19 protein-coding genes are annotated in these 22756 nt (G+C 70.7%); 12 read left to right on the top strand and 7 right to left on the bottom strand.

The genetic code is table 11. The annotated features are described in order from the left end of the window. On the bottom strand, positions 1-554 hold a 554-nt coding region (locus tag HG543_RS23225), incomplete at its 3' end, for a DUF2378 family protein (protein WP_169347021.1). Positions 555-774: 220 nt separating this feature from the next. Between HG543_RS23225 and HG543_RS23220 the strand changes: the two genes are divergently transcribed. Then, the gene (locus HG543_RS23220) at positions 775-1353 is read left to right on the top strand and encodes a hypothetical protein (RefSeq protein WP_169347020.1); all 579 of its coding nucleotides are present in this window, start codon (positions 775-777) and stop codon (positions 1351-1353) included. Positions 1354-1381: 28 nt separating this feature from the next. Here HG543_RS23220 and HG543_RS23215 read toward each other — a convergent pair whose 3' ends face one another. After that, on the bottom strand, positions 1382-2050 hold the full coding sequence (locus tag HG543_RS23215) for an imm11 family protein (RefSeq protein ID WP_343073417.1): 669 nt from the start codon (positions 2048-2050) through the stop codon (positions 1382-1384). Here HG543_RS23215 and HG543_RS23210 point away from each other — a divergent pair. From HG543_RS23210 to purL, 8 genes are all read left to right on the top strand, one after another. After that, positions 2049-2972, top strand: a complete 924-nt coding sequence (locus HG543_RS23210) for a DUF2381 family protein (RefSeq protein WP_169347019.1) — start codon at positions 2049-2051, stop codon at positions 2970-2972. The two genes, HG543_RS23215 and HG543_RS23210, sit on opposite strands and share 2 nt — an antisense overlap. Before the next feature lie 10 nt (positions 2973-2982). Further along, positions 2983-3480 carry a serine/threonine protein kinase gene (locus HG543_RS23205; protein ID WP_169347018.1) on the top strand — a complete coding sequence of 166 codons (498 nt, stop codon included), beginning with the start codon at positions 2983-2985 and terminating at the stop codon, positions 3478-3480. A 68-nt stretch (positions 3481-3548) separates the two neighbouring features. Further along, on the top strand, positions 3549-4997 hold the full coding sequence (locus HG543_RS23200) for a DUF2079 domain-containing protein (protein ID WP_169347017.1): 1449 nt from the start codon (positions 3549-3551) through the stop codon (positions 4995-4997). A gap of 140 nt (positions 4998-5137) precedes the next feature. Next, on the top strand, positions 5138-6655 hold the full coding sequence (locus HG543_RS23195; RefSeq protein WP_169347016.1) for a hypothetical protein: 1518 nt from the start codon (positions 5138-5140) through the stop codon (positions 6653-6655). Between the two features lie 30 nt (positions 6656-6685). After that, positions 6686-7534, top strand: a complete 849-nt coding sequence (locus HG543_RS23190; protein WP_169347015.1) for a metal-dependent hydrolase — start codon at positions 6686-6688, stop codon at positions 7532-7534. An 86-nt stretch (positions 7535-7620) separates the two neighbouring features. Next, the gene (locus tag HG543_RS23185) at positions 7621-8907 is read left to right on the top strand and encodes a phospholipase C/P1 nuclease family protein (protein ID WP_169347014.1); all 1287 of its coding nucleotides are present in this window, start codon (positions 7621-7623) and stop codon (positions 8905-8907) included. 55 nt (positions 8908-8962) lie between these two features. Then, entirely contained in the window at positions 8963-10180 is a 1218-nt protein-coding gene (locus HG543_RS23180; protein ID WP_246357237.1) for a glycosyl transferase family 39, read from the top strand. A gap of 131 nt (positions 10181-10311) precedes the next feature. After that, positions 10312-14217 carry a phosphoribosylformylglycinamidine synthase gene (gene purL / locus HG543_RS23175; protein WP_211194103.1) on the top strand — a complete coding sequence of 1302 codons (3906 nt, stop codon included), beginning with the start codon at positions 10312-10314 and terminating at the stop codon, positions 14215-14217. A gap of 61 nt (positions 14218-14278) precedes the next feature. On the opposite strand, the gene msrB is transcribed toward purL, so the two are convergent. Next, positions 14279-14701 (bottom strand): peptide-methionine (R)-S-oxide reductase MsrB, encoded by a 423-nt coding sequence (gene msrB / locus HG543_RS23170; RefSeq protein ID WP_169347013.1) that lies wholly within the window; start codon positions 14699-14701, stop codon positions 14279-14281. A 217-nt stretch (positions 14702-14918) separates the two neighbouring features. Here msrB and HG543_RS23165 point away from each other — a divergent pair, with 217 nt between their 5' ends. Then, positions 14919-15335: a CBS domain-containing protein gene (locus HG543_RS23165; RefSeq protein WP_169347012.1), complete on the top strand. Its 417-nt coding sequence runs from the start codon at positions 14919-14921 to the stop codon at positions 15333-15335. Positions 15336-15338: 3 nt separating this feature from the next. Here HG543_RS23165 and HG543_RS23160 read toward each other — a convergent pair whose 3' ends face one another. After that, positions 15339-16646 (bottom strand): DUF763 domain-containing protein, encoded by a 1308-nt coding sequence (locus tag HG543_RS23160; protein ID WP_169347011.1) that lies wholly within the window; start codon positions 16644-16646, stop codon positions 15339-15341. Positions 16647-16938: 292 nt separating this feature from the next. On the opposite strand from HG543_RS23160, the gene HG543_RS56395 reads away from it, so the two are divergent. Both HG543_RS56395 and HG543_RS23150 read left to right on the top strand, forming a co-directional pair. Next, positions 16939-18417 (top strand): DUF7151 family protein, encoded by a 1479-nt coding sequence (locus HG543_RS56395; RefSeq protein WP_216673645.1) that lies wholly within the window; start codon positions 16939-16941, stop codon positions 18415-18417. A 95-nt stretch (positions 18418-18512) separates the two neighbouring features. Then, positions 18513-18818, top strand: coding sequence for a hypothetical protein (locus tag HG543_RS23150; RefSeq protein WP_169347009.1), 306 nt, complete (start codon positions 18513-18515; stop codon positions 18816-18818). Positions 18819-18872: 54 nt separating this feature from the next. Here the strand turns inward: HG543_RS23150 and thrS are convergent, their stop codons facing one another. From thrS to HG543_RS23135, 3 genes are all read right to left on the bottom strand, one after another. After that, entirely contained in the window at positions 18873-20075 is a 1203-nt protein-coding gene (thrS, locus tag HG543_RS23145) for a threonine--tRNA ligase (protein ID WP_169347008.1), read from the bottom strand. 285 nt (positions 20076-20360) lie between these two features. Further along, positions 20361-20762, bottom strand: a complete 402-nt coding sequence (locus tag HG543_RS23140) for a hypothetical protein (protein WP_169347007.1) — start codon at positions 20760-20762, stop codon at positions 20361-20363. Between the two features lie 73 nt (positions 20763-20835). Then, positions 20836-22698, bottom strand: a complete 1863-nt coding sequence (locus HG543_RS23135; RefSeq protein WP_169347006.1) for an OPT/YSL family transporter — start codon at positions 22696-22698, stop codon at positions 20836-20838. Positions 22699-22756 lie beyond the last annotated feature (58 nt).

The raw sequence follows: 22756 nt of genomic DNA, 5'->3' as shown, positions 1-22756 counted from the left end.
GCGGAGGGGTCGTCCCACTGGACGCGGTAGGTGCAGGACTCGGGGCCCTGGCGGGTGCGGGTGAGGGTGAGGCCGCGCACGCCGATGCGGTGGAGGCCCTCCTCGAGGACGCCCTCGACGAAGCCCTCGGTGGCCTCGGGCTCGTTGAACCAGAGGTCGGCGGCGGTGGGCCCCACGGGGGTGAGGCGTGTCTCGGTGAAGTTGTTGCCGCTGCGGAAGTTGTGCGTCATCCGGGCCAGCGAGCGCATGGGGCCGAGCACGCGGGCCATGGCGAGCACGGCGGCGCCCATGACCGTCTGCGCGTAGCCTTCAATCATGCGCCGGGCGAGCTGGCGCCGGGCCTCGTCGAGGGGGAGGTCGGGGTAGAGGGCGCGGCCGGTTTCATCCAGGCACTGGACCCAGACGGCATGGGGGTAGGCGGCGAGCAGGGGCGCGTCGAGGTCCATGCCGAGCGCCTTCAGCCGGGCGCGCAGCTCCGGTGTCAGGGCTCCGTCGAGCGTCCTGCGGTACAGGCTGTCCACCGTGTTGCTGAAGATGACGCGCTCGTTGCTCATGGGGCGCGCATTCTTTCCAGAGCCCACCTCCGGAGGCCAGTCCCCCGCGGGCATCCTCGTGGGTGGGACGCGCGGGCCCCACCGGGCGTGCGTGCGGATGGCCCAAGGCTTCAGTTCTTCACATCCCACCTGGGGTCCATCCAGGAAGTGGCCAAAACGTGGCATCATGGTCATCCCGGAGAGCCCGGTCTTCACTCGAATGCATGGGGAGGCACCACCGATGCGATTCCTCGAGGTGAGTTCCAACACCCAGCCGAGTGTCGACATGGGCCGCCACCTGCCGCTGCGCTTCACGTGGCGGCCCTGGCTGGGCGAGGTGGTCTACCCGCTGCTGGTGCTCGCGTTGTTCTGCGTGCTGCCGGTGGCCTTCGTGCTGGACCAGAAGGTGCCTCTCTCGGAGGTCCTCACGACCTGGTGGTGGCTCGTCCTCGTCGGGTGTGGTGGGTTTCTCGGAGTGGGCGGCACCCTCGCCTGTGTGCTGACGCGACTGCAGGTGGAGGTGACGTCCGAGGAGGTGCGGCAGCGCGGCGCCGGGGCCCTGCGAGGCCAGACGTGGACCGAGCCCATGTCGCACTACATCGGCCTGAGCATCGAACACCGCCACCATCCGAACTGGCTCGGCGGCAAGGACGAGTACGGCATCTATCTCTGCCATGGCGAGGACGTGTCTCGCTCCATCCTCCTGTTCTGGGGGCGCAGCGAGCGCCGCTTCCGGCAGCGCCTCGCGCATTACTCCGAGCTGCTGAGGCTCGGGGTGCGGGAGGAGGAGCCCGAGGCTCGCGAAGAGCTGGCGGTGTGAGTGGCGGGGGCCCCTCGTTTCAGTGCCGTCAAACCTCGATGAATCGTGTGCCCGTGATGCCTTCGTGCTCGAGGGCACGCTTGAGTTCGTCGGAAACGATGAGTGCCACTGACCAACCCCATGGGCGGAAGAGGTGGGCGTCTCCTACTCGCGTTGGATCGATGCGCATGCCGGCAACGACTCGATACTCACCGACTTTCTCAGGCTGGCCATCCTCGGGCTTCCAGTGCTGCACTTCCTCGCATCGGGCGTCATCGATGCACCGGATGGTGCTCAGGACGCTGAGGATGAAGTACGCGCTGCTGCATCCCTCCACCTCGACGGGAATGAGTTGCACGTCTCGGACGCCCATGCGCTCTAGAACTCGCGCGACACGTTCGTGCACAACCACGATGCCAAGGCCTGTGAGGCTGAAGTCGAGCTCCCGCCCGGGGAGTGCGACGCGCAGGCGCAGCCGCGCGTCCAGGTCGAGGCGCCGGCCCTCGTTGAACTGCCAGGGGTCCACCTCCCGGCCGTGTTCATCAATGGGGCTGTTCAAGACCCAGCGGTCCGGGATGCGCATGTTGCTGCGGAGTTCGAAGTAGCTCCTCACTAGCCGTGCACTGACTTGGTGCTGAGTCCGAATCACCTTGATGGTAGCCATGCCGATTGTTGCGGCTGGACGCAAACGGCCGCCCTGGTAGGTTATCAGCTCCATGCGGAACCCCCTACTCAGTCAGTTGGCCCTGCTTCTTGTCCTCGTGGCATCCACGGCAACGGCGCGGGACCGGGAGAAGGTCACGGTTCGAACCCTCCTGCTGACAGAGCACCCCAGCGAATCCGCCCATCGCGTCTACGTCTCCGGGCAGGTTGCCACCGTCCTCCGGTTCGAGCAGCCATGTGAGCCCTCGCGAACGAAGCTCCTGGGCTGGGAAGGTCGATTCGAGCCGCTGCTCGTGGGTGGGAAGAAGGTCGTCATCGAGCCTCTTCGCGACCTCGCCCCCGATGAAGATGTTCCCTTGCTGGTGACGCTTGCCGACGGCACGGAGATCGCCTTCCTGCTCCGGCCGCCATCCCCGGAGTCCTGGGGCCGTCCCGACCAACAGGTCAACGTGTTCAAGGACCGAGAGAGCTACGACGCCATGCTCTCGACCCTGTACGACACACTCCAGCAGAAGCGGCAGCTCGAACAGGAAGTGGAGCGCCTGCGTACCGAGGAGACTTCCGCGGACCACGCGCTTGCCTCGCTCCTGGTCTCCGGCGCCAGCAAGCAGACCCTCTTCCAGTCCAAGCAGACCTGGTTCGTGGAGGACGCGGACTCGGACATCATGGTCACGGTCTACTCGGGCAAGGGCAAGGCGGCGGTGGTCGTCAACATCAAGAACCGCGACCCGGTGCACTCCTGGCGCCTGAGCAAGAGCCGCCTCAGCACGGTGGAGGGAGGCGATGTCCGGCCCGTGGCGCTCCGTGCCGAACGTCCCGAGATTCCACCCGGGAAGTCAGGCTCCTTCGCGTTCGTGGCGGACAGAAGCGCGTTCCTCTCCAAGGGACGTCCGGAGAACCTGATCCTGGAGTTCTTCAGGCAGGACGGGCTCCGCCAGGGCTACGTGGTGCTGGATCACCGCCTTGCTCGTGAGTAAGAGCGGCGGCATGGCCTCCAATAAATCCGCTTTATTGTGCTGCGCCGCCCTGCTCGCGATGTCCTCCGGTTGTGCGGGTACCGCGACCGGAGGAGTGGCGCTTCGCCCGGATGGGAGTCCCGGCCCCGAGCGGTGCCCGGAGGAAGCACTCAAGGCCATGGGCTACCTGCGCCTGTCCGTGGGCGATGGAGCCATCGTCGAACTCGACGCGAACCAGACCGACGCCCGTCCCATCACGCTGTATGACGGCCCCGTCGAGAGCTTGTTGGATGAGGACCTCGGGCCGTTCGAATCACCCACCCGACTCTACGGACGCGTGTGGACCGGTGGACCGCAGGTCGTCATCCGGTACTACGCCGCGCGTCCGCCGAGGGGAAGCCGGGTGCCCATCTGCGCCGTGGCGCGTCTGGGAAAAGGCCAGCTCCGGAAGCGACCTGATTCCAAGCCCGGCACCGCCATCCTCGAGTTCTCCCGAGCAGGCGTCTATGTCGTCGATGAGTTCCTGTAGGTGAACGCCCATCGCCTGCTATCGTCGCGCCCCTTCCGAGGAGGGTGGCCGGCAACGGCCCGCGCGGCATGACTTCACCGGTTGTCGATGGAGCCCCCGGCACTGGCCGCGCGCGACGCGTGGCCGAGGCGCTCGGGCTGGCCACGCCTTTCCTGCTGTGGGCCGTCTTCGTCGTGACGCCCGTCTGGTTCCAGACCGCGCAGCTGTGCTTCGCGCACTACGACCTGGGCATCTACACCCAGGCCCTGGCGCGCATGTCCCTCGACGACCCGAACCCCTGGCTCAGCGCCCGCCAGGTCCGCATCTTCAACGACCACTTCGACCCCATCCTCTGGCTGGCGAAGCCGCTCGTCCCCGTGCTGTCCGCCATGTGGGCCGCCGTCGTCACGGAGACGCTCCTCGTCCTGCTCTCCACGGTGCCCATCCTGTGGCTCCACGCGCGCGGCCAGCTGGACCGCCTGTCCACCACGCTGTTGTGCGCGTTCCTGTTGCTGAGCCCCGCCACCACGGACGCGGTGAAGTTCGCCATCCACCCCACCACGTGGACGATGCTGCCCTTCGTCCTGCTGGGCATCGCCTACCACTTCCGGAAGACCGCGCTCCTCTTCGTCTCGCTGGTGCTCCTCTTCGCCTGCAAGGAGGAGTTCCCCTTCGTGGGCCTCATGCTCGCCGTGGCCCTGTGGCTGCGCGGTGACCGGCGGCTGGCGGTGGGCGTGGCGGTGCTGGCGGTGGCGTGGCTCGGCTTCGTCAACGTCGTGCGGCCCGCGTGGATGGGGCCCGTGGAGGACTACGGCGCGCGGCTCAAGCGCGGCCTGGACGCGGGGCTGCTCTCCTACGTCGCCGAGCGCCTGGCGCCGAAGCATCTGTCCCGCATCGGCACCCTCGCGGTGCTCGTCCTCCCCGTGGGCATCTGGGCCTGGCGCGAGCGCCTGAAGCCCGACTGGGCCTGGTTCCTCGTGCTGCTGCCCATGCTGGGCATCCGCTTCCTCGGCATGGCCTGGCGCCACCAGTACGGCGCGCCGCTCAGCGTCGCCGTCGCCGTGGGCCTCCTGCCGCTGCTGCTCGCACGCCGGCCTCCCGTCTGGGTGGTGGTCGCCACCGGCCTGCTGCTCGTCACCACCAACGAGACCAGCCTGAAGAAGCTCGTGCCCACCCTCGTGGCGCGCGCGTCCAATCCCCCCATCTGCCCGGCGGACCCGAGCCGGCTGGCCAGCGTGCACCGAGCGGTGGACGTCCTCGCCGCGAACCCCGAGGGCAGGGTACTGCTCAACGGCAACCTCATCTCCCCGCTGGCCGCGCGCGACGAGGTCTACGCCGTGGGCGGCCCGCAGCCCCCGGGGAAGTGGACCTATGACTGGGTGCTCGTGGAGAAGCCGCCCCTGGGCAACGGCGAGCCGGCCACCCCCGAGGCCATCCAGGCGCTCATCACCCGGTGGCGCGCCCAGGAGGGCACCGAGGTCCTCATCGACGACGCCTACGTCTTCCTCGCCCGCGGCCGCTTCTCCGACGCCCTCTGACACGATGCGGTAACAGCTGGAGTCATAAGCAGGGTTGCAAGAGAAATCGCGTTCTGGAGTGACCGGGCAGGTCCGGTGTCCGTTAGAGTGCCGGCCCGATTCAGCAGGTCATCCCCCGGTGACCGCTTGGACAGCTCGGCATGGACGGCTCCGGACCTCACTTCCAGGCAGTGGTGTGCCCCGACGTGGACGTCTCCGTCCGTGTACGGACCGCGCTGGGGCACGAGTTCCCTCACTTCCACCCGGTGACCCGCGGCGTGCTGTCCACGCTGGTGTGGAGCTGCGACGGCCTGCGGCGCCTGTTCCCGCCGCGGCGGGCCTCGGACGTGGTGCCGGAGCTGACGGCGTGGGAGCAGTTCCTCTCCACCGAGCCGCGCTCGCGCCGCATCGCGATGTCGGTGCAGCCCCTGGGCGTGGACACCACCGGGGGCACGTGGGTCTCCGCGCTGCTGGCCCGCCTGACGCGCTGGCTCCGCGACAACCGGAAGCGCGGGCACAACCAGCCCACGGACGTGTGGGTGGCGAGGCTCGGCCGCGAGGGCTTCGATGCGCGGCAGCCGGTGGAGGACCCGAGCGTGCTCACCGTCGCCGTCACCCAGGAGGGTGGCGGCCTGCGCGTGGCGCGGCTGCCGCTGGACGCCGCGGCGCTCACGCCCGGGGACGTGGCCCGGCTGCTGGCGGCGGCCCCCGTGCGCACGCGGGCGGAGCTCCGGCGGGACGGGCCGCGCCCGCAGGTGGTGGTGGATCTCGCCTCGCGGGGCGGCGGCGCCTGGACGTCGCACCTGCTGGCCTCGAGCGCGTGGCTGGGCGCGCGGGTGGATGGGACGACGGGCTCGCTGGAGCTGAGCTTCGACCACCTGGTGCTGGACGGCACGGCGATGCTGGACGTGTCGCGGGCCCTGGCCGGGGAGCTGCCGCGCCGCGCCGGGGGCGGGGACGTCGGTGAGTGGCTCACCGGCCCCGGGGATGCCACGCCGCTCTTGCGCGTGGAGCTGCCGGAGCGGCTCGACTTCCGGAACCTCTGCTGCGCGATGCTGACGGCGCTGGAGCGCACCGGGGCGGGGCTGCTGCCGTTATGCGAGAACCCCACGCTGCTGGCGCCGGTGCTGCCGGACGCGCCGGCTTCGGTGGAGCGCGACTGGCGGCGCATCAGCATCGCCGTGGTGCCGTCCCGCACGCGCGAGGGCCCGGTGACGCCGGAGCAGGTGTCGGCGGTGCTGGCCCGGACGCGGCGGCGGAGCGGGGTGCTGGAGGGGGTCCTCTCCGCGCTCTACACGCCCGCGCTCCCGTGGTGCGTGTCGGCGCTCACCACGTACGCCCTCTCGTACACGCCCGTGCTGCGGCAGATCGCCGCCACGATGGGGGGCAACGCGCTGCTGTCCAAGCTCACCCTCGTGGTGGACGACGAGGCGGCGCTGGCCGCGCATCCGCCCCTCTTCTTCAACACCATCCGGCCCATCTCCGCGGTGGGGGGCGGCGTGGCCCTCTGCGTGACGGAGGTGCTGTGCGTGACGCCCTCGGGCACGCGCAAGCGCTTCTTCGCCGCGCTCGCGGGCAGCGGCCTCTTCAACTCGCGCGAGCGGCTGCTGGCCTTCCGGGCCGCGCTCGCTCCGGAGGCGGCCCGCAGGGCCCGGCCGCCACTTCCCACCGCTCCTTGACCCCCGGGTGCCCCAATGCACGAGCACCGCATGGCTCCTCCTCCCGACGCTGAACGCATCCGCCCGCGTCTCCACCTGAAGTTCCCCTTCGACGCGAGCTTCCCCCGCATCTGGCACCACCACGGACCGGGCTCCACGCACCTGTGGAACGGGCTCAACCTGCTCTTCCCCCAGGGCGAGCGCTTCTTCGTGCGCAGCGTGAATCACTACCTGCCCCGGCTGGAGGACGCGCCCGAGCTGCGCGCCCAGGTGAAGGCGTTCTTCTCGCAGGAGGGCAAGCACGCGCGCGAGCACCAGGCCTACATCGAGCTGCTGGAGTCCCAGGGCTATGACGTCTCCGGCTTCATGGCGATGTACCAGCGCTTCCTCTGGGGCTTCATCGACCGGTACTCACCGCCGCCCCTGCGCCTGGCGATGACGGCGGCGCTGGAGCACTTCACCGCGGTGATGAGCGAGAACACGCTGACGCTGGGCGTGTTCGCCGACGGCCACCCGGCGATGCGCCAGCTCATCGAGTGGCACGCGGCGGAGGAAATCGAGCACAAGGCCGTGGCCTTCGAGGTGCTGCGCAAGGTGGCTCCGGGCTACGCGGTGCGCGTGGCGGGCATGGTCGTGGGCGTGCTCGCGCTGCTCACCATGTGGCCCTGCGCCACGGTGACGCTGCTGCGGCAGGAGCCGGGGCTGGGCTGGAGGGGCGTGCTGCGCGAGTTGTGGCGCGCCCATAAGAAGGACCCGGTGCTGGTGCGCGTGATGTGGCGCGGCACGAAGGAGTACCTGCGGCCGTCCTTCCACCCGCTCCAGAACGACAACCTGCACCTGGCGCGGGCGCACCTGGCCGTCATCGACGCGGCTCGGCCCGGCGAGGCGGAGGCCGCGTAGCGCCCGCCCGGCTGGTGGGAAGGAGGGCGCGCCGGAGCCGCGGCCCGGAACGCGTGCGCGGCGGCGCGGGTTCCTCCTGTCCTACCATGTACCGTGTGACGCGCTTCCTCCCCATCTCCCTGTTGCTGGCCGCGGGCGTCGCGCCGGGTGCGGCGGAGGCCTTCTCGGTGGAGGACCACCGCGCGCTCACCGAGGCCGCGCTGGAAGGCGTCGTCGCGGAGGAATACCGGGGCCGGGTGCTGCACGGCGCCACGGCGGAGGACCTCAACCTCCACGTGAAGTGGACCGGCTGGCACCACTTCTACCGGCCGGAGGGACACATCCACTCGGCGCTGCGCGAGGGCTCGGATGCTCGCGTGAGGGCGCTCTGGGACGAGGCGATGGAGGCCGCCCGCCACGGGGACATGTCGCGCGCGTGGGACCGCGCGGGCCACCTGGCGCACCACCTCCAGGACATGGCCTCGCCGCCGCACGTGGTGCCGGTGATGCACGGGCTCGGGGATGGCTTCGAGGACGTGGGCATCCGCGACGCGCTGGCGCGCTGTGCTCCGCGCGAGGTGACGCCGCTGTCCGGAGTCGACGCGCAGCAGGCGGTCGCGCGCGAGACGCTGGACGCGGTGCGCACGCAGTCGCTGGCCACGGAGGAGGGGCCGGAGATTCCGTGGAGCGCCTTCTGGGCCGAGCCCGGGGCCGGCGCTCCCGGCACGTTCGGCGCCTATGGCGCGGTGGGCAACGGGTTCGGCCAGGCGAAGGTGAGGTGGAAGGGCCGCGAGTACCACGTGGACCCGGCGGGCACGGCCGCCTTCATGGATGCGCGAGTTTCTTCCGCGGTGGCGTACACACGGGCCTTCCTGCGGTGGGCGGCGGAGCGCTTCGACGAGGCCTCCGCGCCTGATGCGCCTGGCGTCTCGCTGAGTGGCTTCCGGCCCCCACCCGAGCTGTCGCTGCAGGTGCTCGGCGGGCTCAGCCGGGACTCGCGCGGCACCGCGCCCCTCGCGGGCCTGCGCGCGGCGCTTCCGTTGCCCCATTCCCTGGGCCTGTCCGTGGACTGGACGCGGGCGCTGGAGGGAGGCACGCATCCCCATCCCTCGGGAGGGTGGGCGCTGGCGGTGCAGTCGCCGCCGCTGTGGTCGTGGCGGCCGGGGTACTCGCTCGGGGTGGACCTGCGGGCGTCGGTGGGCGTGGGGCTGTACGCGTGGGAGGGCGGCTCGCGCGTGGGCGTGCCGGTGGGGCTGCGGGCCCACGCGTCACTCGGCGGTCCCTTTGTCGCCACCACCGAGGTGCTCTACCAGGGGCTGCGGCCGCCCGGGGCGGACTGGGCGCATGGGGTGTCGTGGACGGTGGGCTTCGGGATGGCACTGGGCGACTGGTAGCCGCCGCAGTCCGTCATTGCCGAGCGGGGCTCCCCAAGGATAAGGGCGGCTCTCCATGCGTGAAGAGCTGCTCTCCCGTTTGAAGAGCCCCGGAGCCTGGCTGCTGGCGCTGCTCGTGGTCGGGGTGCTGGTGAGCTTCAAGACCCGGATGGATGGCCCCAACCTGTACGCGCTCCAGGCCCAGGCCTGGCTCCAGGGCCGGCTGGACGTGTCCCAGGGGCCGCACGACCTGGCGCTTCACGAGGGCAAGGCGTGGGTGCCCTTCCCGCCGTTCCCCTCGGCGCTGCTGCTGCCCGTCGTCGCGGTGACGGGACCCGAGCGCGCGCCGGTGCGCGGCGTGGCCGTGCTGCTGTCGCTGCTCGCGGGCGTGTCCCTGTGGCGTCTCTTCACGCGGCTGGAGCTGCGGCCTCGCGAGCGCGCCTGGATGACCTGCGCGTTCCTCCTGGGTACCGGCTTCTGGGCCTGCGTGCTCTGGAGCAGCGGCGTCTGGTTCTTCGCGCACGTGGTGGCCAGCACCTTCTTGATACTGGCGGTGACGGAGGCGCTTGGCCGTGGGCGCGCGGTGCTCGTCGGGCTGTGGGTGGGGCTGGCCTTCCTGTCGCGGCAGCTCATCGTCTACAGCCTCGTCTTCCTGCTGGCCGTGCTATGGCGGCGCGCCGAGGAGGCGGGGCGGCGGCGGCAGCTGTTCCAGGTCGTGGGGCTGCTCGGTGCCTTCGGCCTGTGCGCGCTCGTGTACCTGGCCTACAACGCCGCGCGCTTCGAGGGCCCCTTCGACACCGGCTACGCGTACATCCCCCTGGGCGACTACCTCCAGGCGCGGGTGGAGAAGTACGGGCTCTTCCACCTGGCGTACCTGCCCTTCAACTTCATCAGCATGTTCCTGGAGGGGCCGCACTTCATCTTCTCGGCGCCGCGCCAGCTCCAGCCCATCGCGGTGGACGGCATCGGCACGTCGCTCACCATCGCCAGCCCCTTCGTCTTCGTGGCGCTGGCGGCGCGCGGCAGCGGCACGTCCGTGCCGGTGCGGGCCGCGTGGGCGAGCGTGCTCCTCGCCCTGGGGCACATGCTGCTGTACTACAACAACGGCTTCGTTCAGCTGAACTCGCACCGCTTCTGCCTGGACTTCCTGCCGGTGCTGATGGTGCTCGTCGCCCTGGGCACGAAGCGCATCTCCGGGGAGCGCTGGAAGCCGCTGGTGGGCTGGGCCGTGGGCCTCAACCTGTTCGTGCTGGCGGTATTTCCCCATCTGTCGCGTGCGCTGCGCAGGCTCTGACGTGAGGGACGCTCCCACCATGGCCCCTGCCCGTTCGTACAGCAGGCGGCTCGGCCTCAACTCTTCACCCGTCGCCACGACGCAGGGTGATAAGGACGCCCCGGCTGTTACCCAGAGCCACTCCCATTCCCATGTCCAGCATGCACATCCTGCGTGGGGCTCCGGCCCTCTCTGAATTCCGGCTCGCCAAGCTCCTCGCCCGGTGCCGCGAGCAGGTGCCCTCCGTGTCGTCCGTCTACGCGGAGTTCGTGCACTTCATCGATGCCTCGGCCGCTCTCACCGAGAGTGAGCAGGCCTCCCTCCGCCGCCTCCTCGAGTACGGCCCCCATGTGGCCGCCGGAGAGCGGGCGGGTAGCCTGCTGCTCGTGGTGCCTCGCCCGGGCACCATCTCTCCCTGGTCCTCCAAGGCCACGGACATCGCCCACAACTGCGGCCTCGGAGACCGGGTGCGCCGCATGGAGCGCGGCACCGCCTTCTTCGTCGCCGGCCCCAATGGCCGCGCCCTGGAGCCGGCGGAAGCGCAGCGCCTCGCGCCGGTGCTGCACGACCGGATGACGCAGGCGGTGATGGGGCGCCTGGAGGACGCCGCCGTCCTCTTCGAGACGCACACGCCCCGGCCCCTCACCACGGTCGATGTGCTCGGCGGCGGCCGCGCGGCCCTGGCCAGCGCCAACCGCGACCTGGGCCTCGCCCTGGCCGAGGACGAAATCGATTACCTGGTGGCGCGCTTCACCGAGCTGAAGCGCAACCCCACCGACGTCGAGTTGATGATGTTCGCGCAGGCCAACAGCGAGCACTGCCGGCACAAAATCTTCAACGCGTCCTGGACCATCGACGGCAAGCCGCAGGAGCGCTCGCTCTTCCAGGCCATCAAGAACACCTACGCCCGGAACAAGGAAGGCGTGCTGTCCGCCTACAAGGACAACGCGGCCGTCATCGAGGGCTTCGAGGTGGACCGCTTCTTCCCCCACCCGGAGACGGGCGAGTGGGGCTCCGTGCGCGAGCCGGCTCACATCATGGTGAAGGTGGAGACGCACAACCACCCGACGGCCATCTCCCCGTACCCCGGCGCCGCCACCGGCGCGGGCGGAGAGATTCGCGACGAGGGCGCCACCGGCCGCGGCGCCAAGCCGAAGGCGGGCCTCACCGGCTTCACCGTCAGCCACCTGCGCATCCCCGGCTACGAGCGCCCGTGGGAGCAGCCCTACGGCAAGCCGGACCGCATCGTCTCCGCGCTGGACATCATGATTGACGGCCCGCTGGGCGGCGCCGCCTTCAACAACGAGTTCGGCCGTCCCAACCTCGCTGGCTACTTCCGCAGCTTCGAGGCGCAGGTGCCCACGCCGCAGGGCGTGGAGGTGCGCGGCTACCACAAGCCCATCATGATTGCCGGCGGCCTGGGCAACATCCGCGCGCCGCACGTGCAGAAGGGCCGCCTCCAGCCGGGCGACAAGCTCATCGTCCTCGGCGGGCCCGCCATGCTCATCGGCCTGGGCGGCGGCGCCGCGTCCTCCATGGCGCAGGGCGCGAGCGCGGCGGACCTCGACTTCGCCTCCGTGCAGCGTGACAACGCGGAGATGGAGCGGCGCTGCCAGGAGGTCATCGACCGCTGCTGGGCCATGGGCGACGTCAACCCCATCCGCTCCATCCACGACGTGGGCGCCGGCGGCCTGTCCAACGCGGTGCCGGAACTGGCGCACGACAACGACCTCGGCGGCCGCCTGGAGCTGCGCGCGGTGCCCAACGCCGAGCCGGGCATGGCCCCGGTGGAAATCTGGTGCAACGAGGCCCAGGAGCGCTACGTGCTGGGCGTGGCCCCCGAGGATCTGCCGCGCTTCGCCGCCCTCTGCGAGCGCGAGCGCGCCCCCTTCTCCGTCCTGGGTGACGCCACCGCCGAGCAGGTGCTGAAGCTGGGCGACTCGCAGCTCGGCGCCGCGCCCATCGACCTGCCCATGGACGTGCTCTTCGGCAAGCCGCCGCGCATGCACCGCGACGTGACGTCGCGCCCGCTGACGCTGCCGCCCCTGAAGCTGGACGCGCCGCTGAAGGACCTGGCCGAGCGCGTGCTGGGCCACCCCACGGTGGCGGACAAGTCCTTCCTCATCACCATCGGTGACCGCACGGTGTCCGGCCACGTCGCCCGCGACCAGATGGTGGGCCCGTGGCAGGTGCCGGTGGCGGACTGCGCGGTGACGCTGTCCACCGTGACGAGCACCACCGGCGAGGCCATGGCCATGGGCGAGCGCACGCCGCTGGCCATCGTCGACGCGGCGGCCTCCGCGCGCATGGCGGTGGGGGAGGCCATCACCAACATCGCCTCCGCGCGCATCGGCAAGCTGTCCGACGTGAAGCTCTCCGCCAACTGGATGGCGTCGGCCGGCAGCCCCGGCGAGGACGCCAACCTCTACGCCGCCGTGCAGGCGGTGGGCATGGAGCTGTGCCCGGCCCTGGGGCTCACCATCCCCGTGGGCAAGGACTCCATGTCCATGCGCACCGTCTGGGAGGAGAGCGGCGCTCGCAAGGCGGTGACGGCTCCGGTCTCGCTCATCATCTCCGCCTTCGCCCCGGTGCTGGACGTGCGCCAGTCGCTCACGCCGCAGCTCGTGGATGTGGCGGGGGACACGCGGCTGCTCTTCGTGGACCTGGCGCGCGGCAGGCAGCGGCTGGGCGGCTCGGTGGCGGCGCACGTCTACGGACAGGTGGGCCCCGAGTGCCCGGACGTGGAGGACCCCGCGCTGCTGGGCGGCTTCTTCGCGGCGGTGCAGGCGCTGAACGGGGAAGGGCGGCTCCTGGCCTACCACGACCGCTCCGACGGCGGCCTGTGGGCCACGCTGTGCGAGATGGCCTTCGCCGGCCACTGCGGCCTGGACGTGGACCTGGGCGCCCTGGGTGGAGACCTGGTGTCCGCGCTCTTCAACGAGGAGCTGGGCGCGGTGGTGCAGGTGCGCGCGGGCGACGTGGCGCGGGTGCGCGAGGTGCTGGGCCAGCACGGGCTGGCGGCGCACTGCCATGAGCTGGGCCGGCCCACGGCGGCGCTGGAGGTGAAGGTGCGCCACGGCGGCGAGCGGCTGGCGGAGGGCACCATGGCCCTGCGCCGGACGTGGTCGCGCGTCAGCTACGAGATGCAGATGCTGCGCGACAACCCCGTCTGCGCCGAGCAGGAGTACGCCGCGAAGTGCGACCCGGCGGACCCGGGCCTGTCGCCGAAGCTGGGCTTCGACCCGAAGGTGGACGTGGCGGCGCCCTTCGTCGCGAAGGGCGCGCGGCCGCGCGTGGCGGTGCTGCGCGAGCAGGGCGTCAACAGCCAGCAGGAGATGGCGGCGGCCTTCACGCGCGCCGGCTTCACCGCGGTGGACGTGCACATGAGCGACATCCTCGCCGGGCGCGTGTCGCTGAAGGACTTCAAGGGCATCATGGCCTGCGGCGGCTTCAGCTACGGCGACGTGCTGGGGGCCGGCGGTGGCTGGGCGAAGTCCATCCTCTTCAACCCGCGGGCGCGCGACGAGTTCGCCGCCTTCTTCGCGCGGCCGGACAGCTTCGGCCTGGGCGCGTGCAACGGCTGCCAGATGATGGCCCAGCTCAAGGACATCATCCCCGGCGCGGAGCACTTCCCCCGCTTCGTGCGCAACACCTCCGAGCAGTTCGAGGCGCGCCTGGTGACGGTGGAGATTGCCCGCACGCCGTCCCTGTTCTACCGGGACATGGAGGGCAGCCGGATGATCATCGTCGCGTCGCACGGCGAGGGCCGCGCGGAGTTCGTCAGCGACGAGGAGGCCGCGCGCGTCAACGGCCTGGGCTTCGTCACCACCCGCTTCGTGGACAACCACGGCCGCGTGGCCTCGACGTACCCGGCCAACCCCAACGGCTCGCCGTACGGCATCGCCGGGCTCACCACGCGCGACGGACGCTTCACCATCACGATGCCGCACCCGGAGCGCGTGCACCGCTCGGTGCAGCACTCGTGGCACCCGCGCGAGTGGGGCGACGACGGCCCCTGGATGCGGATGTTCCGCAACGCCCGCGTCTGGCTGGGCTGAAGCGGAAAGCCGGGCACCGGCCTCCCGGAAGTGACGCGGGGAGGCCGGTGGCAGTCAGTGACTACGACTTCGCGGGCTGGAGGGGCTGCCCCTCCGGCACGTGCTTCATGGCCACCGAGTTCATGCAGTAGCGCAGCCCCGTGGGCGGCGGGCCGTCCGGGAAGACGTGGCCCAGGTGCCCGTCGCAGCGCGCGCAGCGGACCTCGGTGCGAATCATCCCGTACGAGCGGTCCTGCACCTCCGTCACCGAGTCCGCGGTGAGCGGCTGGGTGAAGGACGGCCAGCCGGTGCCGGACTCGAACTTCGTCCCCGACTTGAAGAGCGGGTTGCCGCAGCCGGCGCACACGTACGTGCCGGGCGTCTTCGTCCCCAGGAAGCAGCCCGAGCCGGGACGCTCCGTCCCGTGCCGGCGCAGCACGTCGTACTCCTCCGGGCTCAGGCGCTTGCGCCATTCCTCGTCGCTGAGGATGAGCTTGTCCACCATCCGTCGTGCTCCTTTCAGGGCCCGGGGTGCTGCCCCCGGGAGAATCCCTTAGATGTACATCCTGCCCTTTCGTCGCGCCTGGAGGGCAACCAGGAAGGCCGAGCGCTGTCCGCTGGTCTGCTCCCGGTCCGTGCATCGGCCGCCCCGCAGCACCAAGCCACCTGGGGCCCCAGGGTAGGGGAGGAGAGGGGACATCTCGCGGAGGAGGAACGGACCGATGCGGATTGGCGAGCTGATGACCAAGAACCTGGAGACCATCGAGGCGGGCGAGCCCGTGCGTGCCGCGGCCCTGAGGATGCGCACCTGCAACATCGGGTCGCTCCCCGTCCTGGAGGGCGGGCAGCTCGTGGGCATGCTCACGGACCGGGACATCACCGTGCGCTGCACCGCGCTGGGCCAGGACCCGAACACCACGTCGGTGCGCGAGGCCATGACGGCCACCGTCATCACCTGCGACGCGGAGGCGACGCTCGACCAGGCCGAGCGGCTGATGGAGGACAAGATGGTGCGCCGCCTCGTCGTCGTGGACGCGCAGCGCCGGCCCGTCGGAATCCTCAGCCTGGATGACCTGGCCACCGTGCCCGAGGAGGTGCTGCACGCGGGCGAGGTGCTGGAGCGGCTCCACCAGGCTTGAGCCTCACTTCCGCCCGCCCACCTTCCTCACGGGCGGGCGGTGCGTCTCCAGTCCGGGCAGCTCCTGCTGAGCGGGGGCTGCCTTCTGTTTCTTCCTGGAGGCCGGGCGCTTCGCGGTGGAGGTCTCCGGGGCGCAGGTGGGCAGGAGCTCCTCGTCGGCCACCGCGTCCCAGCCTTCCTGGATGAGCTGGTCGAAGTCCGGGCCGGTGGCGGTGGCCTCCAGCCGGCGGGCCTGCCGGTCCAGTTCCTGAATCGCGGCGAGCTTCTCCGCGTGGCCCAGCTTCGCCGCGTCCACCGCGCCGCGCAGCACGCGCAGCGTGGCGTCATACACGTCCAGCTTCACGGGGTAGGGATGCCGGTCCTTGCCGCCCTGCGCGAAGGAGAAGCGCGCCGGGTCGGTGAAGCGGTAGGGCGCGCCGTGGATGACCTCGGCCACATGCGCGAGCGCCGCCACCGTCCTCGCGCCCACGCCCGGGGTGAGCAGCAGCTCCGGGAAGTCCTTCGGCCCCTGTTCGGCCGCCGCGGCGAGCGTGCCGTGCAGCCGGCGCAGCAGCACGTCGCTGGCGCTCACCGCGTGCTCCATGGGCATCTGGAGGTGCGGGCGGGGCTGCTCGCGAAGCGTGCGCAGCGTGTCCACCACCACGTCGGGCCCGCCGGCCGCGAGCGTCACCTGGGCCTCGCGCGAGGTGGCCGCGCGGTGGTCCGTGAGGTTGACGATGACGCCCTGGGGCGGCCCGTCGATGGCCGCATGGGGCGTGTCCACGAAGCTGGTGAGCCCCTCGGACAGCCAGTGGTAGCGGCGCGCCTGGCGGGCCTCCACGTTCATGCCCTGCTGCACCACCGCCCACTTGCCGTCGTCCGCGGCGATGAAGCCGTGCAGGTAGATGTCGAAGCCGTCCTGCACCGCGGCGCTGTCCACCTTCGCGGTGAGCCGGCTGGCGCGCACCAGCGCCGCGGCATCCAGCCCGAGCCGCTGGCCCAGCGACTCCAGCTCCGCGGGCGTGCGCCGGGACTGCGCGCCCTTGCCGCCGCAGATGTGCAGACCCAGCTCGTCCTCCACCGGGCCCAGCCCCTTCTTGAGCGCGCCGAGCACCGACGTGGTGATGCCCGACGAGTGCCAGTCCATGCCCATCACCGCGCCCAGCGACTGGAACCAGAAGGGGTGGGCGAGCCGGCGCAGCACCTCGTCCCGGCCGTAGTGCAGGACGATGGCCTCCACCAGCACGCGCCCCAGCCGCGCCATGCGCGTGTGGAGCCACTCCGGCACCTTCCCGGAGTGAAGAGGCATCAGCGCGCTTCCCGTGCGGTCCATGGTCGTATTCCTAACCACCTCCCGGGCGACGTGCCGCGATGGGCACAGAGGAGGAGATGACCCGCTGGGAGGGCGGCCACCCGAGCCACCCGGGACGTCGCACGCTCGACCCGTCAGGTAGAACGGGTGGGGGTGCTGGCGCACCGAGGGTGAAAAAGGACACAATCCGTCTTCGCCGTCTCCCGGGTGTGCGCGGCCCCGCATCTCCGCCTGTCCATCGCCGGCCGGCGCGTGCTCCCGGGCCGTGTGTCGTCGCAAGTGGGGGTTTGAAATGCACGTTCCTCTTTCGAGGATGTTGGTCCGTCCGCGCGTGCTGCGCGCGGCGCTCGTGGGGGCGCTCCTTGGGGTGACGGCCTGCAAGGGCTCGGCGGGCACCGGAGGGCCGGAAGGGCCGCAGGGTCCTCAGGGGCCTCAAGGTCCCTCGGGGCCGCCGGGTCCCCAGGGGCCCGCGGGCCCGGCGGGAACCCCGGGTGGCCCGCCGGGTCCCCAGGGCCTGAGCGCGTTGCTGCTCACGACACCGGAGCCCGCGGGCGCGAACTGCCCGTTCGGAGGCGTCCGCATGCAGGCCGGGCTCGACGAGGACCGGAGTGGAGCGCTGGACGGCCGGGAGCTGGAGGGCGCGACCACGCAGTACCTCTGCAATGGAGCCGTGGGCGCCACGGGCGCCAGGGGTGAGCGCGGCGAGACGGGCCCCCAGGGCGAGGCGGGAGCCACCGGTGCCGTCGGCCCGACGGGCCCCAAGGGAGACAAGGGAGACAGAGGGGACGCGGGCCCGCAGGGACCCCAGGGTGACTCCGGCGCGCTCGCCATCGTCTACGGCGACGGCTCCGCGGGGGACTTCTCCCTCTCTTCCTTTCAGCAGCCGCGATTCTGGCAGGCCGGGAACTTCCCCCAGCCCGCTGGCGCCAACCTGATGTTCCACAACGTGACCATCGACGGCACGCTCGTCGTGTCGAGTGGGACGATGATTCGGGCCACCGGCGACATCATCATTGGCCAGCAAGGGGCCATCATCGTCAGCCCCGAGTTCCAGATTCAGACCCTCAACCCGCCGCAGAAGGGCATCGCCATGTCCGCCGCCTGGCAGCACCTGGGTGGAAGGGGACTGGACCTGGGACGCACCTCGCTCATCTCCCGCGCCGACCTGGCGGGGGGCGGCAGTGGCTACCGCTCCACGATGAACAGCACCATCCTCGGAGGCGATGGGGGCGGGCGGCTCATCCTCGCCGCCAGGGGCAACATCATCATCCGCGGCTACATCGACGCCAACGGTCGCCAGGGCATCAACAACAGCGTTCCCCTCATCAACAACCCCAATGGAGCGCCAACGCCCGTGGCGGGCGGTGGCGGCGGTGGTGGCGGAGTCGTCAGCCTCGTCTCCCGCGGCACCATCACCCTGGAAGGCAACGGGAGGCTCTACGCCAATGGAGGCAATGGGGCCCCTGGCTGGCGTGGCTCCAGTCCGGTGACGGGGGAGATGTACGGCGGAGGCGGTGGTGGTGGAGGAGGCATCATCCAGTTCCTTTCCGCGAACACACCCGTCATCTCGAATCCCGCCAACGTCCAGGTGAACGGCGGCACGGCGGGGGCTTCGTCCTTCAATGGCACCACGGCCACCACCCTGGTGCAGACCGGCGGAGGCGGTGGCGGCAGCGCGGGCGATGGCGGAGAGGGCACGCGCTCGGTGGCGGCCGGTGACGCCGCGAAGCCGGGCACCGCCGGAGACATCATCACCACCGTGACACCCCAGCCGGAGTTGCTCTTCTTCTGAGCGGGGCCCGTCTAACCGACGCCTTCAAGGATTGCATGGACTGCTGTGATTCCGCGTAGCATGGCTCCCGCAGTCCCCCGTAGTTGGAGGCGTCCATGAAGCTCTTCTCGAATCCGCTGCTCGCCGCCGTCCTCACCCTCGCGCCCCTGTCCGCGCTCGCCCTGCCGCCGGACTGTGACGTCCGCTGCTCCGAGACCATCAGCTGCTCCACCATCTGCGCACTGCCCTGGGCCTTCGAGGTCATCACCTGCGGTGAGTGGGTGGACTGGGATCCGTCCGCGTCCTGCGCGCCGAGCATCGGCTCCACGCTCGAGGAGTCCGCCGCCGTGACGCAGGACTCCGCGGACGGCACGGAGTGGGTCTGCCGCGAGCCCGTGCGCTCGCAGTCCGTGGAAGGCTGACGTCTCGCGGACAGCCCGCCCCTTCGCGACGGAAGGGGCGGGCCGTCTCTCGACTCAGGCGTCCATCGCCGGACGGCACGAGGCCACGAGCTCGGCCACCCCGTCGTCCCACGACAGGTCCTTCTGGGCGCCGTCTCGCTGGCGCAGGCGTACGCCGCCGGCCTCCACCTCGCGAGCGCCCACCACCACCAGCCACGGCGCGCCGGCCGCGTGCGCGTCGACAATCTTCCGCGACAGCGACTCGTTCCGGTTGTCGGAGCGAGCGCGACAGCCCGCCTGACGCAGCCGGGCGGCGAAGCGCTCCGCGTAGTCCACGGCCGCCTCACCCACGGAGACCACCACCACCTGCTCCGGGGCGAGCCACGCCGGTAGCGCGCCCCCGTGGTGCTCCAGCAGCACGCCGATGAAGCGCTCCAGGCTGCCGAGGAGCGCGCGGTGAAGCATCACCGGGCGGACCTTCGCACCCGACGCGTCCACGTAGCGCAGGTCGAAGCGCTCGGGCAGCACGAGGTCGAGCTGAATCGTCCCGCACTGCCACGAGCGCCCCAGCCGGTCCCTCAGCACGAACTCCAGCTTGGGCCCGTAGAAGGCGCCCTCGCCCGGCTGCATGAGGCACTCCAGTCCGGCATCCCGTGCCGCGGACAAGAGCCACGACTCAGCCTTGTCCCAGACGTCGTCCGAGCCGGCGCGCACCGCCGGCCGGCTGGAGAAGGCCACCTGCACGTCGTCGAAGCCGAACTCCGCGTAGAACCCCTTCAGGGAGCGGGCGAAGCGGACCACCTCCTGCTGCACCTGGTCCTCGGCGCAGAAGATGTGGCCGTCGTCCTGCGTGAACTGGCGCAGGCGGAAGAGGCCATGCAGCGCGCCGCCCGGCTCGCTGCGGTGCACGAGGCCGAACTCGCCCAGGCGCAGGGGCAAATCCCTGTAGCTGGGCGCCATGCGCTGCACGATTTCGATGTGGCCGGGGCAGCTGACGGGCTTCACCGCGAGGTGCCGCTCGCCGTCCTCCACGAGGAACATGTTCTCGCGGAAGTTCTCCCAGTGGCCGCTGCGCTCCCAGAGGGGCTGCGCGTAGATTTGCGGCGTCCTGACTTCGCGGTAGCCCTCGCTGAGCATGCGCTGGCGGACGCGGTCCTCCAGCAGGCGGTACAGCATCAACCCGCGCGGGTGCCAGAACACCATGCCGGGGGCTTCCTCCTGCAGGTGGAAGAGGTCCTGGCGCTGGCCCAGTGAGCGGTGGTCGTGTTCGTCAAGCATGGTGCGTCTCCGTTTCGGAAGCGGTGAAAGGCCTGTCCGGACGGAGCGCTGAGCGGCTGCACGGTTGCCCCGGCCGGAGAAGGCGGGGCAGGGAACCGTGCGTTCGTCAGCTCACCACGCGACGCGCACCGCTCCGCACCCGCCAGAGCGAGTGAGGGTGGTGGTCGTGGTGGTGAAGATGACGAAGCTCACGATGAGCAAACTGATGGGGGCGACAAAAAATGTCAAGTCGCCCCGCGGGACGGGGCCGGCGCGCGTGTCACCAGCCTCCGAGTGCCTGTCTGGCTAGTAGAGCCACTGGAGCCGGGGCGAGGTGGAGTTCCGGCCGCACGTGAGGAAGGTGGTGGAGGTGCCCGAGCAGCACGCCTGCTCCGCGCCCTCGACGCTGCAGTACGTGTTGAGGAGCGAGGTGCACGTGGGATAGCCCGAGCACGGAGGCGGAGGACAGGGCTTGAACACGCCGTTGCAGGTCACTCCCTGAAAATCCGACGCGGAGCAGGTGCTGCCCGAGCAGGACACCGACGTGCTCCCGTTTCCGCACGTCGCCGTGCACGTCGCGAACTGGGAGACCGTCGACTCCTCCCCGGCCTCGGGCGTCGCTTCCATCACCTCTTCGGTACCCGTCCCTCCACACCCCAGCAACGAGAAGCCGATGACCGCCGCGAGAACAGCCAATGAACGCTTCATGAGAAGACCCCGTCAGGTTGGAGGAACCTGGCGAGTGTATCCCAATTGCAGGTGCAATGGCATGCGCCGTGCTTCACGCCAGCAGTGATGCCAGGCCAATCAACCCGACGATGAGGAAGAAGAGCGACTCGCCGGCGATGAGGCCGCCGCCAATGAGGGACATGCTGCTCATGTCCTCGGGCAGGGCCTCACCCTGGCCGGGGCTGCCGGCCACGTGCGACTTCTGGCCGCGCTGGGAGAGGGTGTTCCACAGCGAGGTGAAGATGCCGCCCGCGCCGAACCACATCGCCGCCGGGAAGGCCACGAAGCCGCCGAAGGAAGAGGCGTAGGGGCTGGACAGCAGCAGCGCGTCCATGCTCCAGCCCACCGCGAAGCCCACGCGCGAGCCCTTCACGAAGCGCTGGTAGCCCGGACGGCTCAGCACGCCCTTGCGCACCGCCTGGATGACGAAGCCGAGGACGAGGCCGATGAGCAGCATCTTCACCGTGGAGTCCGACAGCGTGCCCAGCCCGCGGATGGCGCCCACGAGCTTGTACGTCATCGCGGAGCCCCACTGGCCCACCTCGGCCTTGGGGTTGTCGAGCAGGTTGATGGTGAGCGCGGGGTAGGCCGCCATGAACACGCGCGCGAGCCCCACGCACAGGAGCGCGCCCATGACGATGCCGAGCACCTGGTAGCGGAACTGCGTGACGCGGTTGGTGCCCAGGCGCCAGCCCGTGGAGCGGTCCTGCTGCATGTCCACGCCCACCGACGTGGAGACGAGGAGGATGGTGGCGCCCATCAGGCCCACCAGCGGGTTCGTCAGCCCCATCAGCGACATCACCATCACCGAGATGACGAACGCGCTCGAGATGGGGTTCTGGTCGGTGATGCCGTAGGAGATGCCGTTGATGAGCACGAACAGCAGCGCCAGCCCCAGGCCCACCAGGAGCCACACCAGGGGCTGACCCAGCACCAGCGTGCCCACCAGCAGCGTCGCCGCGCCCCAGCCGACCACCCAGGCCAGCAGGCGGGACACGTTGACCTTCTTCCAGGCTTCTTCCTCGGCGCCCGCGGCGTCCGAGCCCCGTGCGCGGATGCGCCGTGTGGCCTGCACCGCCAGCAGCGAGAGGTCCACCACCGCCGCGCCGCAAATCATGCCCAGGCCCAGGAGGAAGCCCACCTTGCGGAACGGGTCGTTGGGCCCCAGCCACCCGATTTCGCGCAGATAGGGCGTCAGCATCGCGCCGATGACGGCCATGACGATGGCGGGCACGGTGATGCGGCTGCCGACAATCATGCCGGCGCCCACCGTGGCGGCGCTGGTGCCGAGGGCGGCCACCCTTGCGGACTTCTCCGTCGCATACGCCACCAGCGCGCCCAGCGCGGTGCCGCCGCCGAGCTTGGAGATGGACGCCTTGAGCAGGCGCTTGTCGGTGAGGGCGCGGAGGATGTTGGCGACCGCGAGGCCCGACGGGTAGTCGAGCTGGAGCTTGTCCACCAGCAGGGGCGTGTAGAGCATGCCCACGCCCACGGCGAACATGCCCACGCAGCCGACGAAGAGCATCAGGTGCCAGGCGGGCGGCATCTCCATGCCCATCCACACCATGGCCTGGATGAGCACGGACATGGCGCACAGCGAGGCCACGGACGCGGCCATCGTCTGCATGTAGTTGGCGCCGTGCTTGCCTTCCGCGCCGTAGCCGTAGGTGACGGCGCTGCCGAGGATGCCCGCGAGCACCTGGCCTCCGACGAAGAAGCCCACGCTGAAGTTCATGTACGAGGCGGCGATGCCGCCCAGGGGGCCGAGGACGAAGAGCGCCACCGCGCTGAGCAGCGCGTGGTACTTCCACGTGCCCACGGCGGGCAGCCAGGCGAAGCGGGGCTGGACGAGCTCGGGGGCGGAGTCGCCCGGAGACGGCGGAGTCGGGGGGAGATGCTGGGCGGGACGTGCCATGTGACCCGCACGGTAGCGGCGTTCGCCCGGGCTGTCTCGCGGACGGCCCGTCTGTGTC

Source organism: Pyxidicoccus fallax (assembly GCF_012933655.1).
GTDB lineage: Bacteria > Myxococcota > Myxococcia > Myxococcales > Myxococcaceae > Myxococcus > Myxococcus fallax.
The sequence above is the reverse complement of the archived record's forward strand: the minus strand, read 5'-3'. Positions and strand labels throughout refer to the sequence as shown.